Here is a 23,084-nt window from a genome sequence, read left to right as displayed (position 1 = left end):
GAGGACCGTGCCATGGCTTTCGAAGCAATGTTTGCGCCGATCCAGATCGGCAAGCTGACCATCCGCAACCGCGTGCTCAGTACCGCCCACGCCGAGGTGTATGCCACCGACGGCGGCATGACCACCGACCGCTATGTGAAGTACTACGAAGAGAAAGCCAAGGGCGGTATCGGCCTGGCGATCTGCGGCGGCTCCTCGGTGGTGGCCATCGACAGCCCCCAGGAATGGTGGAGCTCGGTGAACCTGTCCACCGACCGCATCATCCCGCACTTTCAGAACCTGGCCGACGCCATGCACAAGCATGGCGCCAAGATCATGATCCAGATTACCCACATGGGCCGTCGCTCACGCTGGGACGGCTTCAATTGGCCGACCCTGATGTCGCCGTCCGGCGTGCGTGAGCCTGTGCACCGTGCCACCTGCAAGACCATCGAGCCGGAAGAAATCTGGCGCGTGATCGGCAACTACGCCCAGGCGGCGCGTCGTGCCAAGGCCGGTGGCCTGGACGGGGTTGAACTGTCTGCCGTGCACCAACACATGATCGATCAGTTCTGGAGCCCGCGGGTCAACAAGCGTACCGACGAATGGGGCGGCAGCTTTGAAGGCCGCATGAAGTTCGGCCTGGAAGTACTCAAGGCCGTGCGTGCCGAAGTGGGCGATGACTTCTGCGTGGGCATGCGCCTGTGCGGTGACGAGTTCCACCCGGACGGCTTGTCCCATGAGGACATGAAGCAGATCGCCAAGTATTACGACGACACCGGTATGCTCGACTTCATCGGCGTGGTGGGCTCGGGGTGCGACACCCACAACACCCTGGCCAACGTGATCCCGAACATGAGTTACCCGCCGGAGCCGTTTCTGCACCTGGCAGCCGGGATCAAGGAAGTGGTCAAGGTTCCGGTGCTGCACGCGCAGAACATCAAGGACCCGAACCAGGCCACGCGCATCCTCGAAGGCGGCTATGTGGACATGGTCGGCATGACCCGTGCGCACATCGCCGACCCGCACCTGATCGCCAAGATCAAGATGGGCCAGATCGACCAGATCAAGCAATGCGTGGGCGCCAACTACTGCATCGACCGCCAGTATCAGGGCCTGGACGTGCTGTGCATCCAGAACGCCGCGACCTCCCGTGAATACATGGGCGTGCCGCATATCATCGAGAAAACCACTGGGGCCAAGCGCAAGGTGGTCGTGGTGGGCGCAGGCCCCGCTGGTATGGAGGCAGCACGTGTCGCCGCCGAACGCGGCCACGACGTAACCCTGTTGGAGAAAAAAGAGTTCATCGGCGGGCAGATCACCACCGCTTCGAAAGCGCCGCAGCGCGACCAGATCGCCGGTATCACTCGCTGGTACCAGTTGGAGTTGGCGCGCTTGAAAGTCGACCTGCGCCTGGGCGTGGCGGCGGATGCCGAGACCATTCTGGACCTGCGTCCGGACGTGGTGGTGCTGGCGGTGGGCGGGCATCCGTTCATCGAACAGAACGAACATTGGGGCGCCGCCGAAGGCTTGGTGGTGAGCAGTTGGGATGTGCTTGACGGCAAAGTCGCGCCGGGCAAGAACGTGCTGGTGTACGACACCATTTGCGAGTTCACCGGCATGTCGGTGGCGGACTTCCTGGCCGACAAAGGCTGCCAGGTGGAAATCGTCACCGACGACATCAAGCCCGGTGTGGCAATTGGCGGTACGTCGTTCCCGACGTACTACCGCAGCATGTACCCCAAGGAAGTGATCATGACCGGCGACATGATGCTGGAAAAGGTCTATCGCGAGGGCGACAAGCTGGTGGCAGTGCTGGAGAACGAATACACCGGCGCCAAAGAAGAGCGCGTGGTCGACCAGGTGGTGGTGGAGAACGGCGTACGCCCGGACGAGGCCCTTTACTACGGGCTCAAGGAAGGCTCACGCAACAAGGGCCAGATCGACGTTGAAGCCTTGTTTGCGATCAAACCGCAGCCGTGCTTGAGCGAGGCGGGCGAGGGGTACTTGCTGTTCCGCATTGGTGACTGTGTGGCCCAGCGCAACACCCACGCTGCGATCTACGACGCCCTGCGCCTGTGCAAGGATTTCTAAGCCGACACCGAACCAAAAAGTGGACTCGGTTCAAATGTGGGAGGGGGCTTGCCCCCGATAGCGGTGGGTCAGCTACAACAGTATCAACTGACACTCCGCCATCGGGAGCAAGCCCCCTCCCACATTTCAAGGCCAGTTTCACAGTAGACCTGTGTGGTCTGTGGGAGCTTCATCATGTTGAACACCTTGCTGCCTATTCTGTTGTTTGCCGCTTTGGGCCTTGCGGTCCTCGGCGCCCTGCGCCGGGTGAACATGTGGCGCCGTGGGCGTGCATCCAAAGTCGATCTGCTGGGCGGTCTTCTGGCCATGCCCAAGCGCTATATGGTTGACCTGCACCACGTGGTCGCCCGCGACAAATACATTGCCAATACCCACGTCGCCACGGCGCTGGGCTTTGTGCTGTCAGCGCTGCTGGCTATTGCGGTGCACGGCTTCGGCCTGCAGAACCGCATTCTTGGCTATGCCTTGCTGCTGGCTTCGGCGTTGATGTTTGTGGGCGCGATCTTCATGTATCTGCGCCGCCGCAATCCGCCTGCTCGCCTGTCCAAGGGCCCATGGATGCGCCTGCCCAAAAGCCTGATGGCGTTTTCGGTGAGCTTTTTCCTGGTGACCTTGCCGGTGGCCGGGATTCTGCCCGCTGACTTTGGCGGCTGGCTGCTCGCTGCGCTGCTGAGCGTGGGCGTGCTGTGGGGCGTATCGGAAATGTTCTTCGGCATGACCTGGGGCGGGCCGATGAAGCACGCCTTCGCGGGTGCCCTGCACCTGGCCTGGCACCGCCGCGCCGAGCGCTTCGGTGGTGGCCGCTCCACCGGTCTGAAGCCGCTGGACCTCAGTGATAAAACCGCGCCGCTTGGCGTGGAAAAGCCCAAGGATTTCACCTGGAACCAGTTGCTCGGCTTCGACGCCTGCGTGCAATGCGGCAAGTGCGAAGCAGCGTGCCCGGCGTTCGCTGCCGGCCAGCCGCTGAACCCGAAAAAGCTGATTCAGGACATGGTCGTTGGCCTGGCCGGTGGCACCGATGCCAAGTTCGCCGGTAGCCCATACCCAGGCAAACCGGTGGGCGAACACGGCGGTAACCCGCATCAGCCGATCGTCAATGGCCTGGTGGGTGCCGAGACGTTGTGGTCGTGCACCACCTGCCGCGCCTGCGTGGAAGAGTGCCCGATGATGATCGAGCATGTCGACGCCATCGTCGACATGCGCCGCCACCTCACCCTGGAAAAAGGCGCCACGCCGAACAAGGGCGCCGAAGTCCTGGAAAACCTGATTGCCACCGACAACCCCGGCGGTTTCGCACCGGGCGGTCGCCTCAACTGGGCGGCGGACCTGAACCTGCCGTTGCTCAGTGACAAGGGCAGCTGCGAGGTGCTGTTCTGGGTCGGCGACGGTGCCTTCGACATGCGCAACCAACGCACCCTGCGGGCGTTTGTCAAAGTGCTCAAGGCGGCGGGGGTGGACTTTGCGGTACTTGGCCTGGAAGAACGCGACAGCGGTGACGTAGCGCGGCGTCTGGGCGATGAAGCAACTTTCCAATTGTTGGCCTCGCGCAATATCCAGACGTTGGGCAAATATAGCTTCAAGCGCATTGTTACCTGCGACCCGCACAGTTTCCATGTGCTGAAAAACGAGTACGGCGCCTTCAACGGCAATTACGTTGTACAGCATCACAGCACCTTCATGGCCGAGTTGATCGGCGACGGCGCGCTCAACCTGGGCCAGCACAAAGGCAGCAGCGTGACCTACCACGACCCTTGTTACCTGGGCCGCTACAACGGCGAATACGAGGCACCGCGCCAAGTGCTGCGGGCGTTGGGCATCGAGGTCAAGGAAATGCAACGCTCAGGCTTCCGTTCGCGCTGCTGCGGCGGTGGCGGCGGCGCGCCGATCACTGACATTCCCGGCAAGCAACGTATCCCCGACATGCGCATGGAAGACATCCGCGAAACCGGTGCCGAACTGGTGGCCGTGGGCTGCCCGCAATGTACGGCGATGCTTGAAGGTGTGGTCGAGCCGCGGCCATTGATCAAGGATATTGCCGAGCTTGTGGCCGACGCTTTGCTTGAAGACCCTGTGCCGGCAAAAGCGCCTAAACGTGAACCCGCGGAGGTGCATTGATGAGCGATATTATTCGCCGTGACCCTCGGGCCGAATGGATCGCCCGTAACCGTCTTCACCCCTTGCACGCGGCCATGCAGCCCGTGCAGCAGAGCTGGATGGGGCCCAACGGCATCATTCGTAAAAACGTGCACGGTGTCGGTTTTATCGGCCCCAACGGCATCAAGCGTATTGACCGCAGCGGTGCCCAGCAGGGCGGTGCGGCCAAGCGTACGGCGGCGGTGGAGGTACAGTTGCCACTGCATCAGGTGCCAACGCCCGCGTTCTACATCAGTGTGGTGCCGGACATGGTCGGTGGCCGCTTGAGCAGCCACGACCGTGACTTGCTTGGCCTGGCCAGGCAACTGGCTGGCAGCGACGGCGCGGTGCTGGCCGTGGTGTTTGGTGAACACAAGGAAAACGCCTTCGCCACTGCCGGTGTCGATCGCCTGCTGGTACTGGACGGCCACGCGTTCGACGGTTATTCACCGGAGCAACGCGTACAAGGCCTGCGCGCTGTGGATAACCAGTTCAATCCGCGCCACTGGCTACTGCCGGACAGCCGCAGCGGCGGCGGTGAATTGGGTCGGCGCTTTGCCGCCAGCCTCAAGGAACGCCCGGCGACACGCGTTTGGCAAATCAAGGGCGATGAGTGCATCGGCCGTGCGGGGGCGGGCCAGCAAGATTTGGCCCGGCCGCTGCCGCGCCTGATCCTGGCGGCCGTTGAGTGTGCCGACCCGGTCAGCGAGACCCGGCATGAGGTACTGCCCGTAGAGTTATCCACAAGCCTGGCGCGCAGTTTGTCGCGTATCGAGGACCTGGGGGCGGTGGCGGTGGATCCGGCGGCGATTCCCATGGCCGAAGCGGAATTCATTTTCTCCGGTGGCAATGGCGTGAAGGACTGGGCGCTGTTCCACCAGACCGCCGCAGCCCTGGGCGCCACCGAGGGCGCGTCGCGGGTGGCGGTGGACGATGGCTTCATGGCGCGTGATCGTCAGGTCGGCGCCAGCGGCACCTGGGTCACGGCGCGGGTGTACGTGGCCGTGGGTATTTCCGGGGCGATCCAGCACCTGCAAGGCATCGGGGCCTGCGACAAGGTGGTGGCGATCAACCTCGACCCGACCTGCGACATGATCAAGCGTGCCGACCTGTCGGTGATCGGCGAAAGCGCCGCGATTCTGCAAGCCTTGATCGATGCGGTGCAGGCCTACCGCAACGGCGCCAAGCGCGATGCAGCTTAGGGACATGACCATGACAACCACTGTAATCAGCTTGGTATCCATCGGCGCCCACCCCACTTCCGGGCGCCCGCGCCGTGCGGAGCAGGACGCCCGCGCTGTCGAGCTGGGCCTGCAAATGGCTGGGGATAAGTTGCAGGTGCTGCACGCCGGCGATATCAACGAGCCGACCTTGCGCAGCTACCTTGGGATGGGGCTGGCGCAACTGCATGTACTGGAACAACCGCCCGGCGCCGATGCCTTGCCGGTACTCAGTGAATACCTGCATGACGCCGGCGCCCAGGTGGTACTCACCGGCAGTCAGGCGGAAACCGGTGAAGGCTCGGGCATGTTGCCGTTTCTGCTGGCAGAACAATTGGGCTGGCCCCTGGTTGTAGGGTTGGCCCAGGTGGAATCCATCGACGCCGGCGTGGCCCATGTACTGCAAGCCTTGCCTCGCGGCCAGCGGCGGCGCCTGAAAGTGCGCCTGCCGTTTCTGGCCACCGTGGATAACGCTGCGCCCAAACCGCGCCAGAGTGCATACGGCCCGGCGCAACGTGGCGAACTGGCGGCCCATGAGGTGGAGATCGAACAGGACGAGTTATTCACAGGCGCCCTGCTGCAACCGGCCAAGCCAAGGCCCAAGCGTCTCAAGGTGATCAAGGCCAAGAGCGGCGCCGACCGTATGAAGGCTGCCACGGCCAAGGCCAGTGGCGGTGGTGGGCAGGTGCTCAAGGGTGTGAGTGCTGAAGAGGGCGCTCAGGCGATTCTCAAGCTGTTGATTGAAGAGGGTGTCGTACGCTGATCCGCTGTGGGAGGGGCGCGCTCCCTCCCGCATGAGTTCTGCGGTTTACCCACAATCGCTGTTGATCCGCTTGTGGATAACCTGTTCGCGGTTGTCCACACCCCCTATGTATCAAGCCTTGCAGCCCTCTGTACGAAAAATAGCCAGCCTAAACTGCGGTTTTTCCAGGAGTTTTCCCGGTTGGCAGTACTGACTTGCCCCCAAAGTCTGTTGGCGCATCTGTGGATAAGATGTTCGCTATCTTCTGTAAGTCATGTAAACAAAGGCTTTCAGGAGGTTGATCGAAATTCGAGCAATTTCGGGTTTTTTCTGCATTGAAACCCCGGGAAGCCCGATTTATGCAGGGTTTGTGCGCTTTTCCACAGGTTGGATAAAGTTGCCCCCAAAGTCTGTTGGTGCATCTGTGGATAAGGTGTTCGCTTAGTGCTGTAGACCATATGAATCAAGGTCTGCACAGATATGATCAATAAATGATCAGGTAAGGATGGATACCTTGGTTTCAAATAAGTCACGGATTTTCTTGATTTAATTTAAGCCGCACACTGACTTGCCCACAATTGCTGTGGGTGGCTTTGTGGATAAGTTGTTGGGCAAAGGCTGGAGGGCAGGGTGTTAGCGGTCTGCGCGAGAGTTGATCAAATAGTAGGCAGCGTCTGCTTGAAGTGTGGGAGGGGGCTTGCTCCCGATAGGGATGGCTCAGCTTGCACATGCATTGGCTGATACTCCGTTATCGGGAGCAAGCCCCCTCCCACATTTTTGATCCATAGGGCGTCAGTTACTCGTGTGCAGCCACACCTTTGAGGTACGGAGCAGGCGCGGCACCCAAGTTGTTCAACATGCGCTCGCTGTACCAGTCCACAAAGTTCACCACGCCAAACTCATAGGTCTTGGAGTACGGGCCAGGCTGGTAGGCGGTGGAGTTGATGCCGCGCTGGTTCTCCTCGGCCAGGCGACGGTCCTGGTCGTTGGTCGCGTCCCACACCTGGCGCATGCGCTCCACATCGTAGTCCACGCCTTCCACGGCATCTTTGTGCACGATCCACTTGGTGGTGACCATGGTTTCCTGGGCGCTGATCGGCCACACGGTGAACACGATGATGTGATCGCCCATGCAGTGGTTCCACGAATGAGGCAGGTGCAGGATGCGCATCGAGCCCAGGTCCGGGTTCTTGATGCGGCCCATCAGTTTGGCGCAGCCCTGCTTGCCGTCCAGGGTCATCGACACTGTGCCCTTGAGCAGCGGCATACGCACGATGCGGTTACGCAGGCCGAAGCTGGCGTGGGCGTAAGGGATCTTCTCGGCATCCCAGGCGGCGGCGGAGGCGGCTACGTGGTCCTTGAACGCCTGGTCGGCGCGCGGGTCGGTGACGTCGTCCCATTCCAGCAGGGTTTTGAGCAGTTCCGGGTGCGACGCGTTGCAGTGGTAGCACTCGCGGTTGTTTTCCAGCACCAGCTTCCAGTTGGCTTTTTCGAACAAGGTGGTCTGGATCGCCACCTTGGTGTTTTCCATGTCGTAGGGTTCCATGTAATGGCTGAGCGTCGACAGGAAGTCATCGATAGCCGGCGGGGTCTCGGCCAGGCTGATGAAAATGTAGCCGCCGGCGGTCTTCACGTTTACCGGTTTCAAGCCGTACTGCTTCATGTCGAAGTCGGCGCCCATCTCGGTACCGGCGAACAACAGGCGACCGTCCAGTTCGTAGGTCCATTGGTGGTAGTGGCAAACCAGTTTGGCGACCTTGCCCTTTTCGCTGGTGCACAAGCGCGAACCACGGTGGCGGCAGACGTTGTGGAATGCATGCACCACGCCTTCGGCGCCACGGATCACGATGATCGGGTTCTTGCCCACTTGCAGGGTCAGGTAGTTGCCCTTGGTGGGGATTTCGCAGGTCATGCCGGCAATCAACCACTCTTTCTGGAAGATCTCCTGCATGTCGATATCAAACAGCCGCTCATCAGAGTAGAACGGCTGTGGCAGCGAAAAGGTGCGCTCGCGCTCGTGCAGCATTTGCGCGGTGGCCTTGCGTGCGGGTTCCAGCGGATCGCCCAAGCTTAAGGTTGCGGTGACGTCCATCGTGTGTGTCCTCATGGCCATTCTGTGTGGCCGGCGAATAGTGGCTGATCAGGTTTGCAGCAAGGCGTAAAGAACGCGTCTTTGTTGGGAGCGAGTGTGGGCCCGGCGTTGGGTCGAACCTTATCCATGGGCGACATGGCCCAATCTGATCCCGACGCGCAAGGCCCTGTCTTTGGGGGCTGGTCGCCGTAAGTATGTGAATGTCGCAGATAGGTAAATGGGTGGCCCCGGCGTTACGCAGAATCGCCACCATAAGGCCGACGTCGGCGGTGGAGAACAACATGTCTAGCAATTTCCTGAATCCGGTAACCACCCAGACCTGGGCCAATGGTCGGCACATCGTCCGTTGCGTCAAAGTCATCCAGGAAACCTGGGACGTGCGCACCTTCTGTTTTATGGCTGACCAGCCGATCCTGTTCTTCTTCAAGCCCGGGCAATTCGTCACCCTGGAGCTGGAAATCGAAGGCCAGCCGATCATGCGCTCCTACACGATCTCCAGTTCACCGTCGGTGCCTTACAGCTTTTCGGTAACCATCAAGCGTGTACCGGGCGGGCGTGTGTCCAACTGGCTGCATGACACGCTGCACGAGGGCCAGGAGCTGGCGGTGCACGGCCCGGTCGGGCTGTTCAACGCGATCGACTTCCCCAGCCCGAAAGTGCTGTACCTGAGCGGCGGGGTGGGGATCACCCCAGTCATGTCCATGGCGCGCTGGTTCTACGACACCAACGCTAATGTGGACATGACGTTTGTTCATAGCGCGCGTTCACCCAAGGACATCATCTACCACCGCGAGCTGGAGCACATGGCATCGCGGATCGACAACTTCAGCTTGCACCTGATTTGCGAAAAGCATGGCCTGGGTGAACCCTGGGCCGGCTACCGCGGTTATCTGAATCACAAGATGCTGGAACTGATGGTGCCGGACTTCCTGGAGCGCGAAGTATTCTGTTGCGGCCCGACGCCTTACATGAGCGCAGTGAAACGCCTGCTGGAAACCGCCGGTTTCGATATGGCGCGTTATCACGAAGAATCCTTTGGTGCGACGCCGCCGGAAGCGCGGGCCGACGCCGTGGAGCAGGCCGAGCAAGCGGCGGATGCGCCGGAAGTCGACCTCGCGGATCTGCACCAGGTGGAGTTCATCGCATCGGGCAAAAGCATTCGGGTGGCCCCCGGCGAGACTGTCCACGCGGCAGCTGCCAAGCTTGGCCTGTTGATCCCCAAAGCCTGCGGCATGGGTATCTGCGGCACGTGCAAGGTGATGAAGCTGGGCGGGGAGGTGGAGATGGAACACAACGGCGGGATCACCGAGGAAGACGAAGCTGAAGGCTACATCCTGTCGTGCTGCAGTGTGCCGAAGGGCGATGTGCGCATCGAGTTCTAATACCTCGCACATTCCCACGCAGGAGCGTGGGAATGTGCGGTCGGCTGTGCGCCGAGGGTCATGAGTCTTCGGCGCGGGCTTCCAGGAGTAACGGTTACTGCGCGTAGATATGCACGACGAAATGCTGGCCTGATGCTGTCAATTCATAGGCTTTATCGTAGATCCTCAACGTCCTCGAAGGTTCGCGGATGGTGTCCCCGACTTTGGCGTACTTCCTGAACTCATCCCAGTCAATCACCGTGGTGCTGATAGTGCCATCGCTTTGCAGGGTGTTGCCGTTGCTTTGATATTCCATGATTAAGCTCTCCATTGGATTTACGTTTCCAGCCGATTATTCGGCGGGTAGCGAACCCGGAAAGTGGCGGTTATGACTGCGTTTTCCTTCCGGGTACCAAGAGGCTAGTCAACGAATATCCAGCGCGTAGCTGTCAGAAATATCAAAAAACAGACTCGGCAATCGGCCAGTATTCGCTGGCCGAATTCCCACGTTAAGCCCTCATGACTTCCCTGATATCGGCGGCTAATTCTCGTACACGCTCTTCTTCTGTGTCCCACGCACACATGAATCGCGCCCCACCTTTACCGATAAAGGTGTAGAAGCGCCAACCCTTGGCTGTAAGCCCCGCAATGGCTGGCTCCGAGAGTTGCAGGAATACGCCGTTGGCTTGCACAGGGAACATCAATTCCACGCCGGGGATGTCCGCAACCAGGCTGCTGAGCAATTGCGCGCAGTGGTTGGCGTGGCGTGCGTGCTTGAGCCAGGCATCGTTTTCCAGCAAGCCTACCCACGGGGCGGACAGGAAGCGCATCTTTGATGCCAACTGGCCAGCCTGTTTGCAGCGGTAGTCGAAGTCTTCGGCCAGCTTGTGATTGAAGAACAGGATGGCTTCACCCACCGCCATGCCGTTCTTGGTGCCGCCAAAGCACAGCACGTCCACCCCGGCTTTCCAGGTCAGGTCGGCCGGTGAGCAACCCAGGAACGCACAGGCGTTGGAGAAGCGGGCACCGTCCATGTGCAGGTTCAGGCCCAGCTCTTTGCAGGTGGCGCTGATGGCGCGGATTTCTTCCGGGGTGTACACGCTGCCGACTTCGGTGGCCTGGGTCAGGGTGACCACGCGCGGTTTGGGGTAGTGGATGTCCTGGCGCTTGAGGGCGATCTCGCGGATCGATTCCGGTGTCAGCTTGCCGTTCTCGGTGCGTGCAGTGAGCAGCTTGGAGCCATTGGAGAAAAACTCCGGTGCGCCGCATTCGTCGGTTTCAACGTGGGCGGTTTCCGAGCAAATCACGCTATGGTAGCTCTGGCACAGCGAGGACAGTGCCAGGGAGTTGGCGGCGGTGCCGTTGAAGGCGAAGAACACTTCGCAGTCGGTTTCGAACAAATTGCGGAAACCGTCGGCGGCGCGATGGGTCCACTCGTCATCACCGTAGGCGCGTTGATGGCCGTGGTTGGCTTGTTCCATGGCGGCCCAGGCTTCCGGGCAGATGCCGGAATAGTTGTCGCTGGCGAATTGTTGGCTCTTGTCGGTCATGGCCCATTCCTGTGGTCGATGTTGGTGCGCACTTTAACCAAGATTGTCAGGGGCGCGCACGCTCTGTAAATGCAAAGTCGTTGGGGAATTATGCACGGTACTCACACCTTGCCTGTCGGACGTGTCCGAGATGGCGCTTTGGACTTACTCAAGTGGCTGGCGCTGCTGAGCATGGTGCTCGATCACCTGCGCTATGTGGGGTTGAGCCTGGATGGGCTGTATGTGCCTGGGCGCCTGGCGTTCCCGTGGTTTTGCCTGGCGATTGCGGCCAATTTGCACAGGGCCCGGACCGCTCCGGTGACCGGCCATTGGCGCTACCTGGGGTGGTTGCTGCTGTTCAGCATGATCAGCGAAGTGCCTTATCGGATGTTCATCGAAGATGCCGATACCTTGAACGTGTTGCCGACTCTGGCGCTGGGCCTGCTGGTTGCCCGAGGTTGGCAGCAGAAGGCGTTGGTTGATCGAGGATTGGCGCTGATCGCCGTCACAATAGCAGCTGTGTTTTCAACCCAGTTGATGTTCGGTTTCTTTGGTGTATTGCTGCCACTGGCGATGCTGTTGGTGTTTCGCCGGCCCTGGTATTTCAGCGTGCTGCCGGGTTTGGTCTGCGTCGCCGCGAATCAATGGCAGATTCTGCTTAATAGCGGCACGCCTGTGGCGCAGTTGGGGTTGGCTGCATGTCTGATTGCGCCGCTGGCAGGATTGGTCTTATTGCGACATGGCAAAAACGCCAATCCACCCGCCATGCGGCGCTGGGCCTATGCCCTGTATCCCATGCATTTTCTTCTGTTGCTACTCGTTCGCAAGCTCATCGCCTGACCCCTGTGGGAGCTGGCTTGCCTGCGATGCAGACACCTCGGTCTGCTAGTTGCACCGCAGCGATGCCATCGCAGGCAAGCCAGCTCCCTCACAAGCTTTGCACATTCTTCAGTCCATGTCGTAAACGCACCTTTGTGTGGCGTGCGCAGGCATTTGACCTGTACGCGCCAGCCCTACCATCGCATCAAAGGGCCCTGCGAGGGCTTCAACAATACGAAAGGCTGGGAGAGACGCGATGTTCAGCAAACAAGACCAGATCCAGGGATATGACGACGCACTGTTGGCGGCGATGAATGCCGAGGAGCAGCGTCAGGAAGATCATATCGAGCTGATCGCGTCGGAGAACTACACCAGCAAACGCGTGATGCAAGCCCAAGGCAGCGGCCTGACCAACAAGTACGCCGAAGGCTACCCGGGCAAGCGCTACTACGGTGGCTGCGAGCATGTGGACAAGGTCGAGGCCCTGGCCATCGAGCGCGCCAAGCAGCTGTTCGGCGCCGATTACGCCAACGTGCAGCCGCACTCCGGTTCGTCCGCCAACAGCGCGGTGTACCTGGCGCTGATCAATGCCGGCGACACCATTCTGGGCATGAGCCTGGCCCACGGCGGTCACCTGACTCACGGTGCCAAAGTGTCGTCCTCGGGCAAGCTGTACAACGCAGTGCAATACGGCATCAACACCGACACCGGCCTGATCGACTACGACGAAGTCGAGCGCCTGGCGGTCGAGCACCAGCCGAAGATGGTGGTGGCCGGTTTCTCTGCCTACTCCAAAACCCTGGATTTCCCACGCTTCCGTCAGATTGCCGACAAAGTGGGCGCGCTGCTGTTCGTCGACATGGCCCACGTCGCTGGTCTGGTCGCCGCTGGCCTGTACCCGAACCCGCTGCCCTACGCCGATGTGGTCACCACCACCACTCATAAGACCCTGCGCGGTCCACGGGGCGGCCTGATCCTGGCCAAGGCCAACGAAGAGATCGAAAAGAAACTCAACGCCGCGGTATTCCCCGGTGCCCAGGGCGGCCCGCTGATGCATGTGATCGCCGGCAAGGCAGTGTGCTTCAAGGAAGCCCAGGAGCCAGGCTTCAAGGCCTACCAGCAACAAGTGATCGACAATGCCCAGGCCATGGCCAGCGTGTTTATCAAGCGCGGGTATGACGTGGTCTCCGGTGGTACCGACAACCACCTGTTCCTGGTCAGCCTGATCCGCCAGGGCCTCACCGGCAAAGAGGCGGACGCCGCCCTCGGTCGCGCCCACATCACCGTCAACAAGAACGCCGTGCCGAATGACCCGCAGTCGCCGTTCGTGACCTCGGGCCTGCGCATCGGCACTCCGGCGGTGACCACCCGTGGTTTCAAGGTGCCGCAGTGCATCGAGTTGGCTGGCTGGATCTGCGACATCCTCGACAACCTCGGCGACGCCGATGTCGAGGCCAACGTGGCCAAGCACGTGTCTGCCTTGTGCGCTGATTTCCCGGTTTATCGCTGAGCGCGGTTTTGGAGTAATGACTATGCAACGCTACTCAGGCTTCGGCCTTTTCAAGCACTCCCTCAGCCATCACGAAAACTGGCAGAAAATGTGGCGCACGCCCACCCCGAAAAAAGTCTACGACGTGGTCATCGTCGGTGGCGGCGGGCATGGTCTGGCGACCGCCTACTACTTGGCCAAGGAGCACGGCATCACCAACGTGGCCGTGGTCGAGAAAGGCTGGCTGGGCGGCGGTAACACTGCGCGCAATACCACCATCGTGCGTTCCAACTACCTGTGGGACGAGTCCGCGCATTTGTACGAACATGCGATGAAACTCTGGGAAGGTTTGTCTCAGGACCTCAACTACAACGTGATGTTCTCCCAGCGCGGCGTGTACAACCTGTGCCACACCCTGCAAGACATCCGCGACTCCGAACGCCGTGTGAGCGCCAACCGCCTCAACGGCGTGGACGGCGAACTGCTCAATGCCCAGCAAGTAGCTGACGAGATTCCATACCTGGACTGCTCGAAAAACACCCGCTACCCCGTGCTGGGCGCCACCGTGCAACGTCGCGGCGGCGTAGCCCGTCACGATGCCGTAGCCTGGGGCTTTGCCCGTGCTGCCGATGCCTTGGGCGTGGACTTGATCCAGCAAACCGAAGTGATCGGGTTCCGCAAGGAAAACGGCGTGTGCATCGGTGTGGAAACCAACAAGGGCTTTATCGGCGCCAAGCGCGTCGGCGTCGTCACTGCCGGTAACTCCGGGCACATGGCCTCGCTGGCCGGTTTCCGCCTGCCGATCGAATCTCACCCGTTGCAAGCGTTGGTGTCGGAGCCGATCAAGCCGATTATCGACAGCGTGATCATGTCTAACGCCGTGCACGGCTACATCAGCCAGTCCGACAAGGGCGACCTGGTGATCGGTGCCGGTATCGACGGCTACAACGGCTACGGCCAGCGTGGTTCGTACCCGGTCATTGAGCACACCATTCAGGCCATCGTCGAGATGTTCCCGGTGCTGTCGCGGGTGCGCATGAACCGCCAGTGGGGCGGCATCGTCGACACCACACCGGATGCCTGCCCGATCATCTCCAAGACCCCGGTACCGAACATGTTCTTCAACTGCGGTTGGGGCACCGGTGGCTTCAAGGCCACGCCGGGCTCAGGCAACGTCTTTGCTGCCAGCCTGGCCAAAGGTGAAATGCACCCATTGGCCGCGCCTTTCTCCATCGACCGTTTCCACAACGGTGCGCTGATCGACGAACACGGCGCTGCGGCCGTCGCCCACTAACAGGAGAAATTCCCTATGTTGCATATCTTCTGTCCTCACTGTGGCGAACTGCGCTCTGAAGAGGAATTCCACGCGTCCGGCCAAGCGCATATCCCGCGCCCACTGGATCCGAATGCCTGCACCGATGAAGAGTGGGGCGACTACATGTTCTTCCGCGACAACCCTCGCGGCCTGCACCACGAACTGTGGATCCATGCCGCCGGTTGCCGCCAGTACTTCAATGCCACCCGCGACACCGTCACCTACGAAATTCTTGAAACCTACAAGATTGGCGAAAAACCCCAGTTCACCGCCAAGGCTTCTGGAGAGAAGGTATGAGCCAGATCAATCGCCTGTCCAACGGTGGCCGCATCGACCGCAATAAAGTCCTGACTTTCAGTTTCAACGGCCAGACTTACAAAGGCTTTGAAGGCGATACCCTGGCCGCCGCGTTGCTGGCCAACGGCGTCGACATCATCGGCCGCAGTTTCAAGTACTCGCGCCCTCGCGGCATCTTTGCCGCCGGCGCCGAAGAGCCGAACGCAGTGCTGCAGATCGGTGCTACCGAAGCCACGCAAATTCCTAACGTGCGCGCCACCCAACAGGCGCTGTACCAGGGCCTGGTTGCCACCAGCACCAACGGCTGGCCGAACGTTAACAACGACGTGATGGGCATTCTCGGCAAGGTCGGCGGCAAGCTGATGCCGCCGGGCTTCTACTACAAAACGTTCATGTACCCGCAGTCGTTCTGGATGACCTACGAGAAGTACATCCGCAAGGCCGCAGGCTTAGGCCGCTCGCCGACCGAGAACGACCCGGACACCTACGACAACTTCAACCGTCATTGCGACGTGCTGGTCGTGGGCGCAGGCCCTGCCGGCCTCGCGGCTGCATTGGCCGCTGCGCGCAGCGGTGCGCGGGTGATCATCGCCGACGAGCAGGAAGAGTTCGGTGGCTCGCTGCTCGATTCCCGTGAAAGCCTCGACGGCAAGCCGGCCACCGAATGGGTTGCCAGCGTCATTGCCGAATTGAAAGCCCTGCCGGACGTGGTACTGCTGCCCCGCGCCACCGTCAACGGCTACCACGACCATAACTTCCTGACCATTCACGAGCGCCTCACCGATCACCTCGGTGACCGTGCGCCGATTGGCGTGGTGCGTCAGCGTATCCACCGTGTGCGTGCCAAGCGCGTGGTGCTGGCCACCGGTGCGTGCGAGCGTCCGCTGGTGTACGGCAACAACGATGTGCCGGGCAATATGCTGGCCGGAGCGGTCTCTACCTATGTGCGCCGCTACGGTGTGGCGCCGGGCAAAAAACTGCTGCTGTCGACCAACAACGACCATGCCTATCGCGTCGCGCTGGACTGGTTTGATGCGGGCCTTTCGGTGGTGGCGGTGGCTGATGCCCGTCACAACCCACGTGGCGCGCTGGTGGAAGAAGCCCGCGCCAAAGGCATTCGCATCCTCACCGGCAGCGCCGTGATCGAAGCGCGTGGCAGCAAGCATGTGACCGCTGCCCGCGTGGCCGCGATCGATGTGAAAGCGCATAAAGTCACCAGCCCCGGCGAGTGGCTGGACTGCGACCTGGTCGCCAGTTCCGGCGGTTACAGCCCGGTGGTCCACTTGGCCTCGCACCTGGGCGGCAAGCCGACCTGGCGTGAAGATATCCTCGGGTTTGTACCGGGCGAAGCACCGCAGAAACGCGTGTGCGTCGGCGGTATCAACGGTGTCTACGGCCTTGGCGATTCCCTCGCCGATGGTTTTGAAGGTGGCGTGCGTGCGGCCAGTGAAGCCGGTTTTGCGCCGGTGGAAGGTGTGCTGCCTAAAGCCTTGAGCCGTCTGGAAGAGCCGACGCTGGCGCTGTTCCAGGTGCCCCACGAAAAAGCCACTGCACGGGCGCCGAAGCAATTTGTCGACCTGCAAAATGACGTCACCGCAGCCGCCATCGAACTGGCCACCCGCGAAGGTTTCGAATCGGTCGAGCACGTCAAACGCTACACCGCGCTGGGCTTCGGTACTGACCAGGGCAAGCTGGGTAACGTCAACGGCCTGGCCATCGCCGCCCGTTCGCTGAACGTGACCATCCCGCAGATGGGTACCACCATGTTCCGTCCCAACTACACGCCAGTGACGTTCGGCGCGGTGGCGGGCCGTCACTGTGGGCACATTTTCGAACCGGTGCGCTACACCGTGCTGCAAGCCTGGCACGTGAAGAACGGCGCCGAGTTTGAGGATGTCGGCCAGTGGAAACGCCCATGGTATTTCCCGCGTAACGGTGAGGATCTGCACGCCGCGGTGAAGCGCGAATGCCTGGCGGTGCGTGACAGCGTCGGCCTGCTGGATGCCTCCACCCTCGGCAAGATCGATATCCAGGGCCCGGATGCGCGTGAGTTCCTCAACCGCATCTACAGCAACGCCTGGACCAAGCTCGATGTGGGCAAGGCGCGCTACGGTCTGATGTGCAAGGAAGACGGCATGGTCTTCGACGACGGCGTCACTGCCTGTCTGGCCGACAACCACTTCCTGATGACCACCACCACCGGCGGCGCCGCCCGCGTTCTCCAGTGGCTGGAAATCTACCAACAGACCGAATGGCCTGACCTCAAGGTGTACTTCACCTCGGTCACGGACCATTGGGCGACCATGACCCTGTCCGGCCCCAACAGCCGCAAGCTGCTGGCGGAAGTCACCGACATCGACCTGGACAAGGATGGCTTCCCGTTCATGACCTGGAAGGAAGGTTTGGTCGGCGGTGTACCGGCGCGGGTGTTCCGTATCTCGTTTACCGGTGAGCTGTCGTACGAAGTCAACGTGCAGGCCGACTACGCCATGGGCGTGCTGGAAAAGATCGTCGAGGCCGGCAAAAAGTACAACCTGACCCCGTACGGCACCGAGACCATGCACGTCCTGCGCGCCGAGAAGGGCTTCATCATCGTCGGGCAAGACACCGACGGCTCGATGACCCCGGACGACCTGAACATGGGCTGGTGTGTAGGCCGTACCAAACCGTTCTCGTGGATCGGCTGGCGCGGCATGAATCGCGAAGACTGTGTGCGTGAAGAGCGTAAGCAACTGGTGGGCTTGAAGCCGATTGATCCAAACGTATGGCTGCCGGAAGGCGCGCAGTTGGTGTTCGATCCAAAGCAGACGATTCCGATGAAGATGGTCGGTCACGTCACTTCAAGCTATGCGCACAACTCCCTGGGTTATTCGTTTGCCATGGGTGTGGTGAAGGGTGGCTTGAAGCGCATCGGTGAGCGGGTGTTCTCACCGCAGGCCGATGGCAGCGTGATCGAGGCGGAGATTGTGTCCTCGGTGTTCTTTGACCCGAAAGGTGATCGCCAGAACATTTGATAGACCGCGTCGCGGCCATCGGGAGCAAGCCCCCTCCCACATTTTGATTTGTGAATATCTTCCAATGTGGGAGGGGGCTTGCTCCCGATGAGGCCATCAGCCTCACAACAGAATTCAGGAAAGGTGCTTTATGACAGCAGCCAATGTTTACCAACAACGCCCCACCACCAGCGCCAAGGCCGAGTCGTCGCTGCACCATGCAGACCTCGCCAGCCTGGTCGGCAAGGGCCGCAAGAACGCCGGCGTGACCGTGCGTGAAAAGAAACTCCTCGGCCACCTGACTATCCGTGGCGATGGCCATGATGCCGCCTTCGCCGCTGGCGTACTCCAGGCCGTCGGCATTGAACTGCCCGGCCCGCTAAGCGTGACCGTCAACGGCGAGACCAGCCTGCAATGGCTCGGCCCGGACGAGTGGCTGCTGATCGTGCCGAGCGGCGATGAATTTGCCGCTGAACAAAACCTGCGTGCCGCCTTGGGGGATTTGCACATCCAGATCGTCAACGTCAGCGGCGGCCAGCAGATTCTCGAACTCAGCGGCCCTAACGTGCGCGATGTGCTGATGAAGTCCACCAGCTACGACGTACACCCCAATAATTTCCCGGTGGGCAAGGCGGTGGGCACGGTGTTCGCCAAGTCGCAATTGGTGATCCGCCATACCGCTGAAGACACCTGGGAACTGCTGATCCGTCGCAGCTTCTCCGATTACTGGTGGTTGTGGCTGCAGGATGCCTCGGCCGAATTCGGTCTGAGCGTTCAAGCCTGAGGAATCGCCCATGAGCCGCGCACCCGATACATGGATTTTGACTGCCGACTGCCCCAGCGTGCTCGGCACGGTGGACGCGGTCACCCGCTACCTGTTCGAGCAGGGCTGCTATGTCACTGAGCACCACTCGTTTGATGATCGTCTCTCGGGCCGGTTTTTCATTCGTGTGGAGTTTCGTCAGCCTGACGGTTTTGACGAGCAGGCGTTCCGCGATGGCCTGGCGACCCGTGGTGAAGCCTTCGGCATGATCTTCGAGCTGACGGCGCCGAACTATCGGCCGAAAGTGGTGATCATGGTCTCCAAGGCCGATCACTGCCTCAACGACCTGCTGTACCGCCAGCGCATCGGCCAACTGTCGATGGACGTGGTCGCGGTGGTGTCCAACCACCCCGATCTCAAGCCGTTGGCCGACTGGCACCAGATTCCCTACTACCATTTCCCGCTCGACCCCAACGACAAACCATCCCAGGAGCGGCAGGTGTGGCAAGTGGTGGAAGACACCGGCGCCGAACTGGTGATCCTTGCGCGCTACATGCAGGTGCTGTCGCCGGAGCTGTGCCGCAAGCTGGATGGCAAGGCCATCAACATTCATCACTCGTTGCTGCCGGGGTTCAAGGGCGCCAAGCCGTATCACCAGGCGTACAACAAGGGCGTGAAACTGGTGGGGGCCACGGCGCATTACATCAACAATGATTTGGATGAGGGGCCGATCATCGCCCAGGGTGTGGAGGTGGTTGATCACAGCCACTATCCCGAGGATTTGATCGCCAAGGGCCGTGATATCGAAGGGCTCACATTGGCGCGTGCGGTGGGGTATCACATTGAGCGGCGGGTGTTCTTGAATGCCAATCGCACCGTCGTTCTTTAGATCGCTATCGCAGGCAAGCCAGCTCCCACATTCCAGGATGTGTGAACCCGATCCACTGTGGGAGCTGGCTTGCCTGCGATGAGGCCCTTACAAGCAACACAAGAAACAGCATCTGTACCCGAGCACTAACGCGCTGCCCACCCAAGCGGCAACGCAGTTCCATAAAAACAACAGCGAGGTGAAAGCATGTCTGGTAATCGTGGTGTCGTGTATCTCGGCAACGGCAAGGTCGAAGTACAGAAAATCGACTATCCCAAAATGCAGGACCCGCGCGGCAGGAAGATTGAGCACGGCGTCATCCTGCGCGTGGTCTCCACCAACATCTGCGGCTCCGACCAACACATGGTGCGTGGCCGCACTACTGCCCAGACCGGCCTGGTGCTGGGGCATGAAATCACCGGTGAAGTGATCGAGAAAGGCAGCGACGTTGAGAACCTGAAAATCGGCGACCTGGTTTCCGTGCCGTTCAACGTCGCGTGCGGCCGCTGCCGCTCGTGCAAGGAGCAACACACCGGCGTGTGCCTGACCGTCAACCCGGCGCGTGCCGGTGGTGCCTACGGCTACGTCGACATGGGCGACTGGACCGGCGGCCAGGCCGAGTATGTGCTGGTGCCGTACGCCGACTTCAACCTGCTCAAACTGCCGGATCGCGACAAGGCCATGGAGAAAATCCGTGACCTGACCTGCCTCTCCGACATCTTGCCCACCGGCTACCACGGCGCCGTCACTGCAGGCGTTGGCCCAGGCAGCACCGTTTACATCGCCGGTGCCGGCCCAGTCGGGCTTGCCGCTGCTGCCTCGGCTCGGCTGTTGGGTGCAGCCGTTGTAATCATTGGCGACGTCAATTCCATCCGCCTGGCCCACGCCAAGGCCCAGGGTTTTGAAATCGTCGACCTGTCCACCGATACGCCGCTGCACGAACAGATTGCTGCGTTGCTGGGCGAACCGGAAGTGGATTGCGCCGTCGACTGCGTAGGCTTTGAAGCACGCGGCCATGGCCACGACGGCGTCAAGGCCGAAGCCCCGGCCACCGTGCTCAACTCACTGATGGGCGTGGTGCGTGTGGCAGGCAAGATCGGTATCCCTGGCCTTTACGTCACCGAAGATCCGGGTGCTGTCGATGCCGCCGCGAAAATGGGCAGCCTGAGCATTCGCTTCGGTCTGGGTTGGGCCAAATCCCACAGCTTCCACACCGGGCAGACGCCGGTGATGAAGTACAACCGCCAGTTGATGCAGGCGATCATGTGGGATCGGATCAATATCGCCGAAATCGTCGGTGTGCAGGTGATCAGCCTGGACGATGCGCCACGCGGGTATGGCGAGTTCGACGCGGGTGTACCGAAGAAGTTTGTGATTGATCCGCATAAGTTGTTCAGTGCGGCGTAAAGCGTTGGGCAAATGACAAAGGGCGACCCTTGGGTCGCCCTTTTTTGCGTCTGCGCTTAAGCCTGCAAACGCCGGCTGATGAAGATCAAATGTGGGAGGGGGCTTGCTCTCGATAGCGGTGGGTCAGTCGGTACTGCTGTGACTGGCCTGCCGCTATCGGGAGCAAGCCCCCTCCCACAAGGGTTTTATGGTGTTTAGGAATCAGCGAGTGGCCAGTGCGCCCTGGTATACAGTCGGGCCTGTCGGTTGTTTGCTGATGGAGCCACCCTTGGTCTCCGAACTCACCATCAACTCCACCGGCTTGCTGATGGTTTCCTGCTGACGCGGGTTCAGGCCGATGATGCCCTCGCCGTCTTCCGGCAACAGGCCCAGCGACACCGGTGTGCCATCTTTAGGGATTGCCCACAGCTCCAGGCTTTGGTCTGGCGCCGGCGCCGTGGAGGCAATCGGCTGCACTTCAAGATAATCCTTGTGGGCCATGATTTGCGCGGCCGGCTGCTGGGTAGTGTTCACCAGCGTTGCCGCGGATTTGACGCTGTCCTGGGTGTAGAGCGCGCCGCCGATACCGGCAACCACCACCACACAGGCGCCGATGAACAGGCGTGGGCGGCTCCAGAATGGAGGCTTTTGCTCAATCACTTGGGGTTGGATCGCAGTCATAAGTCTCTTCTCGACAAATTTTGTAGTCTGTCCATGGACCCGATTATCCCGATTGGGTTCCGGGCAGGGCTTGGAACAACCGACGGGATACCTAGTCCAACGCTTGCTTTTGCATCCATCTCCTGAGGTTGTATTGATGAAGATTTCACGCGGTTTTGCCCTTTCCTGCCTGCTGTCCATGGCCGCCGGCCCGGTGTTCGCCGCAGGTTTCAGCCTTGGCGATGCAGCCAACGCGATTTCCGGTATGCAGGGTGGCAACAACAAAGCCGCTGCCGCCGCACCCTCGTCCGAGACGGCCGGCCTGCTGAGCGCCCTGACCTCGCAACTGAACATCACCCCCGAGCAAGCGGTGGGCGGCACGGGCGCCATGCTGGGCCTGGCCAAGAACAAACTGAGCGGCAACGACTATTCGCAACTGGGCAACAGCGTGCCGGGCCTCGATCAATTGTCGGGTAACAACGCATTGGGCAGTCTCGGCGCTTTAAGCGGGATGCTCGGCCAGAGCGGCGGCAGCAAGACCAGCGGCCTTGATGGTTTGCTGGGTAACGTGAAGAACACCAACGACCTGAATACCGCGTTCAGTGCCTTGGGCATGGACAGTGGCATGGTAAGCCAGTTTGCCCCGGTGATCCTCAAATACCTGGGCGGGCAAGGCGCCAGCGACTCGGTGCTGGGCAAGCTTGCCCAGGCTTGGGGGGCCAGCAGTTAAGCGGCCTTCTCCAAGAATCGCGTTTCCTATAGTTATTTCTGAATCATCTTTCATGATGCGTTGGATGTGGACGAAATAAATTGTAGTGAACCAGTAGGAACGGCAGGAAAGTTGGGTGCCACGTAGTAGTAACTTTCGCAGCATCACGTGGTGCTGTTCGAAGGTCAATCGACGAACTAACTACATGGTGCCTGATGAGTTCTATTAACCAGCTGCAAACCACACTCCAGAATATATACAACCAGGTTGGCGCCAATGTGCCGGCCAGCAAGGCTGGGCTGATCGACCACAATGTGTTGCATAACCTGGGGTTGAGCGCGAATTTGCTGCAGAACTTGCGCAACGATCTGAGTGCCGTCGCTAACGGATCGAATTCTGAGCGGGCACTCAATAACTTGATGTCTGGGCTGCAACAAATCTCGGGTTCTACCAATGCTCGGGCCAAAGAGTGGCCGGCAGACAAACTGTTGCCTGAAGGCGGCGTGCACCTTGTGAAGGGTGCGGACGGTCAACCAGAAGCAGTCACTGCTGCTAAAGAGTGGCCGGCAGGCAAACCGTTGCCTGAAGGCGGCGTGCACCTTGTGAAGGGTGCGGACGGTCAACCAGAAGCAGTC

Annotated in this window: 19 protein-coding genes; 15 read left to right on the top strand and 4 right to left on the bottom strand. The window is 60.6% G+C overall.

What is annotated here, in order from left to right; translation table 11 throughout:
* The first annotated feature begins 12 nt into the window (after positions 1-12).
* The 4 genes from dgcA to etfB all read left to right on the top strand — a co-directional run bounded on the left by dgcA (position 13) and on the right by etfB (position 6,189).
* Complete coding sequence (dgcA, locus tag FW800_RS18880) at positions 13-2,073, top strand: dimethylglycine demethylation protein DgcA (protein WP_032879068.1); 2,061 nt, start codon at positions 13-15, stop codon at positions 2,071-2,073.
* A gap of 174 nt (positions 2,074-2,247) precedes the next feature.
* The gene (gene dgcB, locus FW800_RS18875; RefSeq protein WP_446438223.1) at positions 2,248-4,188 is read left to right on the top strand and encodes a dimethylglycine demethylation protein DgcB; all 1,941 of its coding nucleotides are present in this window, start codon (positions 2,248-2,250) and stop codon (positions 4,186-4,188) included.
* On the top strand, positions 4,188-5,408 hold the full coding sequence (gene etfA, locus FW800_RS18870; protein ID WP_032879074.1) for an electron transfer flavoprotein subunit alpha: 1,221 nt from the start codon (positions 4,188-4,190) through the stop codon (positions 5,406-5,408). The genes dgcB and etfA overlap by 1 nt, the downstream gene beginning before the upstream one ends.
* Positions 5,409-5,418: 10 nt before the next feature.
* Complete coding sequence (etfB, locus tag FW800_RS18865; protein WP_005792147.1) at positions 5,419-6,189, top strand: electron transfer flavoprotein subunit beta; 771 nt, start codon at positions 5,419-5,421, stop codon at positions 6,187-6,189.
* 775 nt (positions 6,190-6,964) lie between these two features.
* On the opposite strand, the gene gbcA is transcribed toward etfB, so the two are convergent.
* On the bottom strand, positions 6,965-8,260 hold the full coding sequence (gene gbcA / locus FW800_RS18860) for a glycine-betaine demethylase subunit GbcA (RefSeq protein WP_032879076.1): 1,296 nt from the start codon (positions 8,258-8,260) through the stop codon (positions 6,965-6,967).
* Between the two features lie 281 nt (positions 8,261-8,541).
* Between gbcA and gbcB the strand changes: the two genes are divergently transcribed.
* Positions 8,542-9,642 (top strand): glycine-betaine demethylase subunit GbcB, encoded by a 1,101-nt coding sequence (gene gbcB / locus FW800_RS18855; RefSeq protein ID WP_005792144.1) that lies wholly within the window; start codon positions 8,542-8,544, stop codon positions 9,640-9,642.
* Positions 9,643-9,736: 94 nt separating this feature from the next.
* On the opposite strand, the gene FW800_RS18850 is transcribed toward gbcB, so the two are convergent.
* Positions 9,737-9,937 (bottom strand): hypothetical protein, encoded by a 201-nt coding sequence (locus tag FW800_RS18850; RefSeq protein WP_078822512.1) that lies wholly within the window; start codon positions 9,935-9,937, stop codon positions 9,737-9,739.
* 193 nt (positions 9,938-10,130) lie between these two features.
* The gene (locus FW800_RS18845; protein WP_032879081.1) at positions 10,131-11,171 is read right to left on the bottom strand and encodes a threonine aldolase family protein; all 1,041 of its coding nucleotides are present in this window, start codon (positions 11,169-11,171) and stop codon (positions 10,131-10,133) included.
* 90 nt (positions 11,172-11,261) lie between these two features.
* Between FW800_RS18845 and FW800_RS18840 the strand changes: the two genes are divergently transcribed.
* The 8 genes from FW800_RS18840 to fdhA all read left to right on the top strand — a co-directional run bounded on the left by FW800_RS18840 (position 11,262) and on the right by fdhA (position 21,101).
* Positions 11,262-11,990: a TraX family protein gene (locus FW800_RS18840; protein ID WP_446438222.1), complete on the top strand. Its 729-nt coding sequence runs from the start codon at positions 11,262-11,264 to the stop codon at positions 11,988-11,990.
* A gap of 235 nt (positions 11,991-12,225) precedes the next feature.
* Positions 12,226-13,479, top strand: a complete 1,254-nt coding sequence (glyA, locus tag FW800_RS18835) for a serine hydroxymethyltransferase (RefSeq protein ID WP_446438221.1) — start codon at positions 12,226-12,228, stop codon at positions 13,477-13,479.
* Positions 13,480-13,501: 22 nt separating this feature from the next.
* Positions 13,502-14,752, top strand: coding sequence for a sarcosine oxidase subunit beta (locus tag FW800_RS18830; RefSeq protein WP_003176546.1), 1,251 nt, complete (start codon positions 13,502-13,504; stop codon positions 14,750-14,752).
* 15 nt (positions 14,753-14,767) lie between these two features.
* Positions 14,768-15,070, top strand: a complete 303-nt coding sequence (locus FW800_RS18825; protein WP_027605979.1) for a sarcosine oxidase subunit delta — start codon at positions 14,768-14,770, stop codon at positions 15,068-15,070.
* A complete protein-coding gene (locus tag FW800_RS18820) occupies positions 15,067-18,084 on the top strand; it encodes a sarcosine oxidase subunit alpha (RefSeq protein ID WP_446438220.1) in 3,018 nt (1,005 codons plus the stop codon). Before FW800_RS18825 ends, FW800_RS18820 begins: the two co-directional genes overlap by 4 nt.
* 130 nt (positions 18,085-18,214) lie before the next feature.
* Positions 18,215-18,847 (top strand): sarcosine oxidase subunit gamma, encoded by a 633-nt coding sequence (locus FW800_RS18815; protein ID WP_032879088.1) that lies wholly within the window; start codon positions 18,215-18,217, stop codon positions 18,845-18,847.
* Between the two features lie 10 nt (positions 18,848-18,857).
* Positions 18,858-19,715: a formyltetrahydrofolate deformylase gene (gene purU / locus FW800_RS18810; RefSeq protein ID WP_005792124.1), complete on the top strand. Its 858-nt coding sequence runs from the start codon at positions 18,858-18,860 to the stop codon at positions 19,713-19,715.
* 186 nt (positions 19,716-19,901) lie between these two features.
* Positions 19,902-21,101, top strand: coding sequence for a formaldehyde dehydrogenase, glutathione-independent (fdhA, locus tag FW800_RS18805; RefSeq protein WP_005792122.1), 1,200 nt, complete (start codon positions 19,902-19,904; stop codon positions 21,099-21,101).
* A 201-nt stretch (positions 21,102-21,302) separates the two neighbouring features.
* Here the strand turns inward: fdhA and FW800_RS18800 are convergent, their stop codons facing one another.
* The gene (locus FW800_RS18800; protein ID WP_005792120.1) at positions 21,303-21,761 is read right to left on the bottom strand and encodes an anti-sigma factor domain-containing protein; all 459 of its coding nucleotides are present in this window, start codon (positions 21,759-21,761) and stop codon (positions 21,303-21,305) included.
* 136 nt (positions 21,762-21,897) lie between these two features.
* Here FW800_RS18800 and FW800_RS18795 point away from each other — a divergent pair, with 136 nt between their 5' ends.
* Positions 21,898-22,470 carry a DUF2780 domain-containing protein gene (locus FW800_RS18795; protein ID WP_032879089.1) on the top strand — a complete coding sequence of 191 codons (573 nt, stop codon included), beginning with the start codon at positions 21,898-21,900 and terminating at the stop codon, positions 22,468-22,470.
* A gap of 194 nt (positions 22,471-22,664) precedes the next feature.
* On the top strand, positions 22,665-23,084 hold a 420-nt coding region (locus tag FW800_RS18790; RefSeq protein WP_446438219.1), incomplete at its 3' end, for a hypothetical protein.

It is taken from the genome of Pseudomonas sp. 910_23, from assembly GCF_052850795.1.
Note: the sequence above shows the minus strand (reverse complement) of the source record. Positions and strands in the feature narration are given on the sequence as shown.